This is a genomic window from Vibrio galatheae, from assembly GCF_000967545.1.
GTDB classification, from domain to species: Bacteria; Pseudomonadota; Gammaproteobacteria; order Enterobacterales; family Vibrionaceae; genus Vibrio; species Vibrio galatheae.
In genome coordinates this window covers 165271-176796 of the sequence record NZ_JXXV01000011.1, presented here as the reverse complement: position 1 = coordinate 176796, position 11526 = coordinate 165271, and the positions used below count along the sequence as shown (strand labels likewise).

Annotated in this window: 8 protein-coding genes; 2 read left to right on the top strand and 6 right to left on the bottom strand. The window is 46.5% G+C overall.

What is annotated here, in order from left to right; all coding sequences use genetic code 11:
* Positions 1-6 precede the first annotated feature (6 nt).
* Both astA and TW81_RS05330 read right to left on the bottom strand, forming a co-directional pair.
* Positions 7-1026: an arginine N-succinyltransferase gene (gene astA / locus TW81_RS05335; protein ID WP_045954684.1), complete on the bottom strand. Its 1020-nt coding sequence runs from the start codon at positions 1024-1026 to the stop codon at positions 7-9.
* A 217-nt stretch (positions 1027-1243) separates the two neighbouring features.
* Positions 1244-2458: an aspartate aminotransferase family protein gene (locus TW81_RS05330; protein WP_045954683.1), complete on the bottom strand. Its 1215-nt coding sequence runs from the start codon at positions 2456-2458 to the stop codon at positions 1244-1246.
* A 488-nt stretch (positions 2459-2946) separates the two neighbouring features.
* Between TW81_RS05330 and TW81_RS05325 the strand changes: the two genes are divergently transcribed.
* Positions 2947-4236 (top strand): NAD(P)/FAD-dependent oxidoreductase, encoded by a 1290-nt coding sequence (locus tag TW81_RS05325; protein ID WP_045954682.1) that lies wholly within the window; start codon positions 2947-2949, stop codon positions 4234-4236.
* On the opposite strand, the gene TW81_RS05320 is transcribed toward TW81_RS05325, so the two are convergent.
* The 4 genes from TW81_RS05320 to TW81_RS05305 all read right to left on the bottom strand — a co-directional run bounded on the left by TW81_RS05320 (position 4233) and on the right by TW81_RS05305 (position 9534).
* A complete protein-coding gene (locus TW81_RS05320; protein ID WP_045954681.1) occupies positions 4233-4835 on the bottom strand; it encodes an aminodeoxychorismate/anthranilate synthase component II in 603 nt (200 codons plus the stop codon). The genes TW81_RS05325 and TW81_RS05320 overlap by 4 nt on opposite strands.
* 127 nt (positions 4836-4962) lie before the next feature.
* Positions 4963-7560, bottom strand: coding sequence for an ExeM/NucH family extracellular endonuclease (locus TW81_RS05315; RefSeq protein ID WP_045954680.1), 2598 nt, complete (start codon positions 7558-7560; stop codon positions 4963-4965).
* 345 nt (positions 7561-7905) lie between these two features.
* Positions 7906-8409 (bottom strand): FxsA family protein, encoded by a 504-nt coding sequence (locus TW81_RS05310; protein WP_045954736.1) that lies wholly within the window; start codon positions 8407-8409, stop codon positions 7906-7908.
* Between the two features lie 93 nt (positions 8410-8502).
* Positions 8503-9534, bottom strand: coding sequence for an HD-GYP domain-containing protein (locus TW81_RS05305; RefSeq protein WP_045954679.1), 1032 nt, complete (start codon positions 9532-9534; stop codon positions 8503-8505).
* Positions 9535-10039: 505 nt separating this feature from the next.
* On the opposite strand from TW81_RS05305, the gene aspA reads away from it, so the two are divergent.
* Positions 10040-11491: an aspartate ammonia-lyase gene (gene aspA / locus TW81_RS05300; protein ID WP_045954678.1), complete on the top strand. Its 1452-nt coding sequence runs from the start codon at positions 10040-10042 to the stop codon at positions 11489-11491.
* Positions 11492-11526: the final 35 nt, after the last annotated feature.

The window sequence follows — 11526 nt, the reverse complement described above, 5'->3', positions numbered from 1 at the left end:
CCTTTTTTACTGCGTCAACAGACGAACAAAATCACCGTCATTAACCTGTAGCGCTTTCGCCACAGCTGGTGAAATAATCACAGAGTCAGACTCTTTGTCATACGCAGCTTTTGCCGCGGTTGCACGGAAGTTTTCAAACGAAGTGTTCGAAATTAAGTAATCTTGAGAGCTTGAATGCTCAGCAACCGTCACCTTGCCACGGAAAGAATGGCGCACTGACTCAATATTGCTCAGGTCACATTCAACGGTTGGGCCGCCATCAAAAATGTCGACATAATTGCGGCAAGTGAAACCTTCTTTCTCTAATAAACGTAGCGCTGGCTTAGTATTTTCATGTACTTTGCCAATCACTTCTTGCGCTTCTTTACTCAGCAAGTTGATGTAAATAGGCAGTTTTGGCATCAGATCAGCAATAAAGCCTTTTGCGCCAATACCTGTTAGATAATCGGCCATAGTGAAGTCGATTGAGAAAAAGTGCTCTTGGAGCCACTGCCAGAAAGGCGAGTTGCCATCATCGTCTGACACGCCACGCATTTCAGCAAAAATCGTTTTAGAGAAACGGTGTGGATGCTCAGCCATCATTAAGAAGCGACACTTTGACATCAAGCGACCATTCAAACCTTGACGGAAAGATGGGCGCAAGAACAGCGTACAAATTTCACTACAACCTGTGTAGTTATTGCCGAAGGTCAGCAGCTTCACTGTGTTGTTGACACCCAACTTTCTTGAAGAGTGCACCACAGTGCTAATGTGATATGAGTAAAAAGGTACATCCCAGCCGATGGAAGCTTCGATACCTGTACAACCTGCCACTTCATCCGTTTCGCTGTCGAAACCGACCATAAGATAACCTTCATCACCCGGTTCGGTGACTTCTGGCTTGGCGAAGCTGTATTCTGAGTGTGTAATTCGATTGGTTAACAGTTCTTCGTTAACCGGTAGAGATGTGAATCCGTGACCCGACTCGACGGCACAAGTGTGCAGCGCATCGTAATCCGACATTGCAATAGGGCGAACAACCAGCATCGATACTCCCTCCAGATGCGGAATACCACTGTCACCAGTCTTCTGTTCGTTTGCTGGTTTAATCGCGAATAAAGGCGTTGTAGCTTTTGAAGTTAGGCCAGCTAGCTCACTCTAAGCGACGCCTTGTCTGAGCGATTTCCTGCGCAACTACCTGAACATGTGACTGAGGGCAGTGGTATTGGGAGACCTACAGAACAGTAGGCTCCCGGTTTAATTATTATTTAGCTAGCGTCGCTAGAGCTTTGTCTAGTCGAGCCAGTCCTTGTGTAATTTCTTCTTTGCTAATCACGAGCGATGGCGTGAAACGAACCACGTTTGCACCTGCCACAAGCAGCATTAGACCTTCTTTACCTGCAGCAACAAGTACATCACGCGCACGGCCTTGCCATTCATCGTTCAGTGCAGCACCAAGTAACAGACCTTTACCACGAACTTCTGTAAACATGTTGTACTTATCATTCAGTTTAGCTAAACCGTCACGGAACAGTGCTTCGCGCTCAGCAACACCAGCGAGTGTTTCTGGTGCACTCACGATATCAACCACAGCTTCAGCTACCGCACACGCAAGTGGGTTACCACCGTAAGTCGTGCCGTGTGTGCCAACTTTTAGGTGTTGAGCTAATTCAGTCGTCGTTAGCATCGCGCCAATAGGGAAACCACCGCCGAGCGATTTTGCTGTGCTTAAGATATCTGGCGTCACGCCTAGACCTTGATAAGCATAGAAGTTACCCGTACGACCGTTGCCTGTTTGTACTTCATCAAAAATCATCAGTGCATTGTGTTTGTCACATAGCTCACGCACGGTTTGCACGAACTCGTCAGTTGGAGAAATGATACCGCCTTCACCTTGCAGAGGTTCCATCATGATGGCACATGTACGATCCGAGATATGCTCACGTAGCGCTTCAACATCATTGTATGGTAGATGAGTCACATCACCTGGTTTAGGGCCAAAACCATCAGAATAAGCGGCTTGACCACCGACAGTCACAGTAAAGAAAGTACGACCGTGGAAACCTTGTTTGAAGGCGATGATTTCAGATTTCTCTGGGCCAAACTTATCTGCTGCGTAACGACGAGCAAGCTTAAGTGCCGCTTCGTTCGCTTCTGCGCCAGAGTTAGCAAAGAAAACTTTCTCAGCAAAGCTCACTTCAGTAAGCTTTTTCGCTAGACGAAGTGCTGGTTCGTTAGTCATCACGTTACTTAGGTGCCACAGCTTCTGACCTTGCTCAGTCAGCGCTTTCACCATTGCAGGATGACAATGACCTAGACAGCTCACGGCAATACCACCCGCAAAGTCGATGTATTCGTTACCTTGCTGATCCCATACACGAGCGCCCTCGCCTTTCACTGGGATCATTTCCATTGGGTTGTAACAAGGTACCATTACCTCATCAAACCAACCGCGTTCTACGTTATTTTCTACAGTCATTGCACATTCCCTCTCGATACCGCATGCCTAGCGAATATGGTGTCCTTACTTCGATTCGATGAAATAAGATATTGTTTTGCCATTCAGCAACCACGGCATTGTATTTACATTTAATTAACCATTTCAATAGTGATTAATTCTTTTTACTTATCACTATGGAGTCTAATCGTTACTAGCTATGAGTATTTATGCATCACGCCACTCTTTTTATGAAGCAATATATTCTTATAGCTGACATAAGCCGTGGTTAATCATAGTATCAATAAGGCTTCAAGCGTTGACCAGCCAAACTCTGCGCATACTTTTTCACATAATATCTAGCGCGTGAATTATGAAAGAAATGTTAAAAAAAGTGATCTTCGTCAGACTTTATTGCGGCGGATAATTACGCTTTACGTGTGCGTAGCAACTTTGTCGGTTGAATAAGTGGCACTTTTCGTGGAATTAACTAGCATTAAATTAGCAAATGCTAATTAAAGGAAGACACCATGAAAAGGACGATAGTGATCGGCGCTGGTCTGGGCGGAATCTCTGTGGCTTACGAGCTACGGCAAAAACTACCAGCACAGCATGAAGTTTTATTAATCAATGAAAGTCACGAGTTCCACTTTATTCCCTCGAACCCTTGGGTTGCGCTGGGTGAACGAGTTCGCGAGCAAGTGGTACTTGATTTAACCCCATACTTAGACAAGTTTAAAGTCAGCTTTAACCCAACCGGCGTGACCCATATCGATGCAACCAACAAACAAGTCACCACCAGCGACGGTCAGCAATACGAGTATACCTACCTCGTCATCTGCAGCGGGCCAAAACTGGCTTTTGAAGCCGTTGAAGGCGCGGGGCCAGACTCTGGATTTACTCAATCAATTTGTACTGTCTCTCATGCTGAAAAAGCGTTTCAAGCCTACCAGAATTTACTTAAGCAACCGGGTCCAGTACTGGTTGGGGCGATGCAAGGCGCAAGCTGTTTTGGCCCCGCCTATGAGTATGTTTTAACGTTAGAAAGCCAACTGAGAAAACGCAAAATTCGTGACCAAGTACCGATCACCTTCGTCACCAGTGAACCTTATATTGGTCACATGGGATTAGGCGGTGTAGGCGATTCAAAAGCGCTGATGGAGCATGAATTCCGCGAACGCGGCATCAAGTGGATCTGTAATGCTCAAGTTGAGAAGTTTGACAATGACCACGCGTATATCCAAGAGCTCAACCGTAAAAAAGAGGTCGATTTCGAACACACACTGCCATTCAGCATGGCGATGTTCCTACCAGCGTTCAAAGGATCTGCTGCGATTGCTGAAGTGCCGCAGCTTTGTAACCCGAAAGGATTTGTGCTTACCGACGAATACCAACGCAGTCCTAACTACCCAGAGATCTTTGCCGCAGGTGTCTGTGTTGCGATACCACCACTCGAAGAGACGCCTGTTCCTGTAGGCGCGCCGAAAACCGGTTTTATGATTGAGTCAATGACCACGGCTATCGTGGAAAATATTCTGAGCCTCGAACAAGGCGAAGCCATGCACACCAAGCCGTCACTCAATGCCCTGTGTTTAGCCGATATGGGGGATAAAGGAGCGGCGTTTGTCGCCCTGCCACAAAACCCACCGCGCAATACCAACTGGACGGGAATGGGACAATGGGTGCACCTAGCTAAAATCGCGTTTGAGAAATATTTTCTCTACAAGGTTAAGAAAGGCACCAGTGAGCCTATTTATGAAAAATATCTGTTGAAAGCGGCTGGGGTCGAACGCACCAAACCAAGTTCGGTTGATCACTAGCCAATGACAAGGTCATGATGTAAACGACGTAAAAAGTTCGCCAGTAGCTGATGGCCTTGTTCTGTTTTGATTGATTCGGGGTGAAACTGCACCGCATCGATTGGCAGCGATTTGTGTTGATAGCCCATGATTTCATCCATTGAACCATCTTCTCGCTCAGTCCAGGCCGTCAACTCAAAGCAATCAGGAAAGGAGTCGCTTTTTACTACCAAAGAGTGGTAGCGCGTCACGGTTAGCGGATTGTTCAAACCAACAAATACACTGCGATTGGTGTGACGAATCGGCGAGGTTTTACCATGCATCACTTGGCGTGCGCGAACAACCTCACCACCAAACACCTGAGCGATGGCCTGATGACCTAAACAGACACCAAGAATAGGCAGCTTCCCGGCAAAGTGTTCAATCGCAGCAAGGGAGATTCCAGCTTCATTCGGCGTACAAGGGCCGGGGGAGATGACCAAGTGGGTCGGACTTAACGCTTCGATTTGTGCAAGGCTAATCTCGTCATTACGCACCACTTTTACCTCTGCGCCCAGCTCACAAAAATACTGGTAGAGGTTGTAAGTAAAAGAGTCGTAATTATCGATGATTAACAGCATGACTTAGAAACGAGCGTTGAAAAATGTCTATATAGGGGCGGTATTGTGCCGTAGCTATTGGGAAAGGCAAGCGTTTGTAAAAAATAAGGCCAGCACTGGCTGACCTTAAAGTTTTACATGGGTGTGATTATTGACGACGACGCCACAACGCCAGACCGAACAATGACATCATTGCGCCGAAGCTAAATGAACCAGCCATGTTGAGCTCAAGTACCGCAGGATCGTGGTCAGAAGCGCGGAAATGATCTTGGTACTTAGGTAGGTCACCTTTGTACTCATCGTTGTAATCAAACAACGTCGATTCACCACCATTGATATGCCAATCGGTGGCATCAACAAAGTGCTTCTCTAGGCTTGGGCTGATCAGCAAGTGGTCCAGTGCGCCCACTTCATCATTGTATGAATAGCTCCAGCTGATCGGATGCGCTTTGGCAACCGCGTTGATGTAGCCGTAGTTATCAGTGATCACAGCGCCTTCATCACCAAACTGGACTGCGCCAACAATGTAGGTGTTGCGAGCAGCGGTAATCGTCTTACCGTATTTCTCTTGGCTGTAGTCCGTCAGAACCAGCATAGGATCTTCCATGCCGTACGAGTTCATATCACCTAAAATCACTTTGTGACCATCGATTTCATTAAGCGCATCGCCCAATGCTACCGCAGCGGCAACACGGAAGTTTTCACAAGAACCTTGCTTATCCAGATCGTCACCACCTTGGCCGCCTTGCTCAACTGGCGCAGCATCTTCCCAGCAGCTTGAGCCTTTTGATTTAAAGTGGTTGATGGCGACTGTGATGCTCTCTTTGGTGCCTTTGACTTTAAAGGTCGGAGCCAATGAGTCACGCTGGTAGTTTTTACCATCTTCAATCACTTTGCCCTTGTCATCGACCACTTCTGGTGCTTGCTGGCTTGGCATCGGAATCACACGTGAATCTTGCAACTTAACCACTTTAGGACGGTAGATAACCCCGGTGGTAATTACGTCGGTACCAATGTAGTCGTTCTCGTCGGTCACTTTATCGCCATTACTATCAATCGCGACAATATCGTAACGGTCTTTCTTGCGATCGATGCGCGCGTTCAATTGATCAACCAGTTGGCGAATCGCGCCACTGTCACCGAAACCATTATTTTCGATTTCCATCAGACCAATAATGTCGGCATCTAGACGCAGAATCGCATTGACGATCTTGGCTTGTTGAACCTCAAACTCTTCATAACTGTTAGCACCACGGTTGTCACCATGTGGGTTGGTGTCACCACCGAATGGGGAGTTGAAATAGTTGAGTACGTTGAAAGTTGCAATACGCAGATCGCCCTCTTTCATCTCAATCTTCTGACTGCGTGGATCGTTGCGGACGAAGTTTTCGCTCGTCAAGGTATTGGTGGTAATCAGACGGTAGTCACCGTAACTGTATGTCAGCACGCCTTCTAGACCAATAATGGTGTCATCGATGCGAATGTAATCTTCCGTCGAACCATCTTGATCCACATCTGTACGACCAAAATCTGGGTAGTATGGGATTTCACCATCCGCCGCTTTAGCATCCGACTCAACAAATAGACGGCGCTGCGCGTTCTCTATCGATTGTTGCTCGGCCAGCACGGAACCTGCAGCAAAGTTTTGGTTTGGCTGCATATTGATACGGCCTTGCGCTAAAACCATATTGTTACGGCGCGCAGCGTAGTCATAGCCAAAGGTACGTGTTACACGCATATCCAACGCTTGAGTGGTTTTTACCAGCATGCCTTCATAGCGCTCTAGCGTGCGGTCAAAGTCACTATCACTTGGCAAAATCTCGATTTCTGTTGCGCTTGGTGCCGCTTGTTCCCCTTGCTTAACCCAGTTGTTGCTCTCGGTTTTCAGCTGAGTATGATTGTAATACTCTTGAACTTTACCTTTAACACACACTACATCACCTGGCTGTAGCTCTGAGCTGGATTGATTAGTGTGAACAAACAAACCTTCCGAGGTGTCAGGGTTGTAATCATCCGATAATGCTTGCAGGTAGAAGCCTTTGGTCAAACCTGTGGTGACTGCACTCACTACCCCTTGCACATAGAAATCCTGATCTGTGATATATGGGTAGCCGTTGATAAATGGCGAGGTATCGCCTTCACCTTGAATGTCTTGGATCGCTGTGAAGTTCGGCGTCTGACCATCTTGGGTACAAGCAAACGACTCTGGTGCTGAGCCACTATCCAGAATGCCTAGGCCTTCGATACTGTCTTTCGGTAGGGATGACCATTGAGAAGCGTCATAAGTAGAAGATGGCGTCATCGCATCCGAATTACGTACCAGTGTGACGTCTTTAGCAAAATCAACATCGCCCATTACGCCTAGAACATCGTGCTCTACGCCGTCTTTTAACAGTGCCATTGGGTCATCACCATTAAAGCCTGTTACAGAGCCGTTGATGATATCCGCAACCGCTTTGATGTCATCACTCGCACTTGAATGAGCGATAACAAGAACGCTTTGTGCCGCTAAAACCCGCCCGTCGAGGGAAAGCGAGCTGCCCCACTCACCGCCACCATTGGTTGATTTTGCCAAAGTGTAGCCATCAAGCGAGACTGACGTATCACCTGTGTTGGCAATCTCAATCGCCTTGTTGTTGCTACCGCCTTCAACATACTGAGAAATAATGATGTCTGCCATCGCTGGAGACGACAACGCACCGGCTACCACTGCAGCGAGTAGCGTTGGAGTTAATTTTTGTTTCATGTTATCCACCATGCATCGCTTCCGATGTCACACAACAACCAAGAAGCGTGTTCCAAGTCACTTTTTCCGTGACGACTTATTAATAAACCATGCTCAGTGTTGATGTTTTTTATGAAACTAAAAATTACATTCAGTGACAATGAGATTTTGATCTCATAGATATGATGAATAATTGAACCGCAATCAAATTTCCAACGCATGGTGATAACAGCAGTTGCAAATGTGAGAATATCTTATTGAATTAATTAAGCTTTAGCTAATAAATAGAGTAAGTACTCAGGGAGTATTCCGCTGAGAAAGCGTACAAAAAAGGCGCTAATCAAGCGCCTCTATAAAGGGATTTAACTAGTTGAGGCGATTCTTGTCGTGGTCATCTTTGCGCTCAAACTCACCTTCAAACGTTGAGCCTTGTTTCGAATCACCTTTGTGAAACGGCCCTTGCTCAAACGGGTTCTGGCCAAACTGCTCACCATGGAAACCGCCCCCCACCGACTTAACGACCATCTTACCCATTAAATATTTGGCAATCGCTGCTCTTGGGGAGGGAAGCAATACCAACATACCGAGCGCATCGGTCATAAAGCCTGGAGTGAGCAGTAACACACCCGCCACCGCCAGCATAACGCCCTCAAATATCTGTTGAGCAGGCAGTTCGCCTTGTTGAAGTCGATTTTGCACCGACATCAGGGTCTGTAAACCTTGGCTGCGCACTAACGAGGCACCAACGAAGGCAGTAAGCAAAACTAAGGCGATGGTTGGCCATAAGCCAAGGTATCCACCGACTTGGATAAATAGACCTATTTCAATGATAGGAACGAAGATAAATAACAGTAGTAAGATAGGAAACACGCGCCCTCCTTTGTTGAGGTCAGTGTACTGACTCTTGCCACTAAGCTCAACTGCCACAATCCCTTGTAGCGCCTTCCCTCACAGCTCACTTCGTTAGTGGATAGGATCTTTATATTTTTCGTGAATGGCCAAAATATCATCCAAAACGAGCAGAAATGCCGCAACCACTTGCGGATCAAAATGCTTACCCGACTCGTCGCAAATATAATCAACCGTCTCTTCAACTGACCACGCCTGTTTATAAGGACGCTGGCAAGTTAAGTCATCAAACACATCCGCGACGGCAACGACCCTTCCAGCAAGAGGAATATCTTCGCCTTTTAAACCATTCGGATACCCAGAACCATCCCATCTTTCATGGTGAGTTAAGGCGATCTCTTTGGCCAATAACATGAGATCTGAATCTTGTTCGCCAATGATCTCAGCCCCTATCGCAGGGTGCTGACGCATTACTTGCCAGTCTTGTTCGATCAGCTCACCCGGCTTGAGCAATACACTATCAGGGATACCAAGCTTGCCGACATCATACAAAGGTGACGCATGGTAGACGAGTTCAACCCAGTCATGATCGTCTGGGCTGATAACTTGTGCGATTAAACGACTGTAGTGACTAATCCGATAGACATGTAATCCCAATTGATTGTCCCTAAACTCCGCCGCCCGACCTAAACAGTGAACAATCTGCATTCGAGTTCGTTCTAGTTCTGCCGTTCTCTCACGCACTTTTTGATCGAGCAAGCGACTTTGCTCAAACACCGCAATATGTGCACGCACCCGGGTACGCACAATTGAAGGACTCACTGGCTTGGTGATGTAATCGACGGCACCTAAAGAGAAACCAAACTTTTCATCAATGTCGCGCTCTTTCGCTGTGACAAAAATAATCGGAATATTCGCCGTAACTGGATTAGATTTGAGTCGCTCACACACCTCATAGCCATCCATTTCTGGCATCATCACGTCGAGCAAGATCATCATCAAATCCGGCTCACTTTCTGCTATTTGAATCGCTTTAACCCCATTGAGTGCCACTTTAACTTTGTAATCATCGCGCAGCACACCACTCAGGACTGAAATATTTTCTGGGGAGTCGTCGACCACAAGGACTATCGGTTTCTCTGTCATACGCTCTCCTTATATGAAAAACAGTACTGGTGGTCGTATCAAGCAGCCACTATTTCTTAACATCTCGCCATCAAGTCGATGACTTCAGATCGATTAAACTCGCGAATATATAAAGCGACCTTACTTGCGAGTATAGACAACGATGTGGATATACTCTGCCCAATTTGGCGGTTAACTCTGCACCCAGCAGCGTTTTTCGCCCACTCTCAAATCGTTTATCGTGAGCAATAACAGAACACCTTCAACAAAACCGATATCTCACATCTATCCTGTTAAAAAAAACATAAACAGGATAAATCAATACCTACCTACTAAGAGGTAAAATAATTGACTTAAGAAAATGAAAAAGGTGATCCAGTTACTATTTTTATGCGTCCAGTACAGTATTATGTGCTACATAAGTCAGGACGGATTATACAGCCAAAAATTCTGTCGAATGGATTCTTAGATTACAGATTGGCGATAAAAACTTTTTATTATCAGAATAAATCTCTAAGGATCCTGTATGGCTACCCTAACTGAAACCTCTCACTTGGCTAATCAAGCAACTCGTATCGAAGAAGACCTACTCGGCCAGCGTCATGTCCCTGCCGACGCTTATTATGGCATTCACACCCTACGTGCGATGGAAAACTTCAACATCTCCAACATGACCATTTCCGACGTACCTGAGTTTGTTCGCGGCATGGTGATGACCAAAAAAGCCGCCGCGTTGGCTAACAAAGAGTTGGGCGTGATTGAGAAAGACGTCGCCAACCACATTGTTGAAGCGTGTAATCTGATCCTTGAGACAGGCAAATGTATGGATCAATTCCCTTCGGATGTCTTCCAAGGTGGTGCTGGTACTTCAGTGAATATGAATACTAACGAGGTAATTGCCAACCTTGCTCTTGAGTTAATGGGTAAAGAAAAAGGCCAGTACCAATTTATTAACCCTAATGATCATGTCAACAAGAGCCAATCAACCAACTGTGCTTACCCAACTGGTTTTCGTGTTGCAGTATTCAACAGCATAGCAAAACTGATTGAAGCGATTGAATATCTCAAAGGCGCATTTGAGCTTAAGAGTCAAGAATTTAGCGGCATACTCAAGATGGGACGTACTCAGTTGCAAGACGCAGTGCCTATGACTGTTGGTCAAGAGTTCCATGCTTGGGCTGTGACACTGAACGAAGAGATTCGTGCCCTTGAATACACTTCCAAGTTGCTGCTTGAAATCAACCTAGGTGCTACCGCGATTGGTACCGGCTTAAATGCAGCACAAGGTTACCAAGCGGCAGCCGTCAAACATCTCGCGCAAGTGACTGGATTAGAAGTCGTGCCTGCAGAAGACTTGATTGAAGCCACCTCTGACTGTGGTGCTTATGTTATGACCCACGGCGCGTTAAAACGCCTCGCGGTTAAACTTTCGAAAATCTGTAACGATTTACGTCTGCTCTCTTCTGGTCCACGTGCAGGTCTTAATGAACTTAACCTTCCGGAACTGCAAGCAGGATCGTCGATCATGCCAGCGAAAGTGAACCCTGTGGTGCCAGAGGTCGTCAACCAAGTGTGTTTTAAAGTTCTTGGTAATGACAATACCATTTCGTTCGCCGCCGAAGGTGGTCAGCTCCAGCTAAACGTTATGGAGCCAGTGATCGCACAAAGCATGTTTGAGTCAATCTCACTGCTGTCTAATGCTTGTGTCAACTTACGCGACAAGTGTATTGATGGCATCACAGTTAACAAAGAAGTGTGTGAAAACTACGTCTACAATTCAATTGGCATCGTCACTTACCTCAACCCATACATCGGCCATCACGAAGGTGACATTGTGGGTAAGATTTGTGCGGAAACGGGTAAGAGCGTTCGTGAAGTGGTTCTTGAGCGAGGTCTGCTCAGCGAAGAAGAAATCGATGAGATCCTGTGTGTCGAAAACTTTATGCATCCTAAGTATAAAGCCAAACGCTACGAATAGGCTTGCATTCTAGGGCTCCGCGGAGCCCTTTTTAG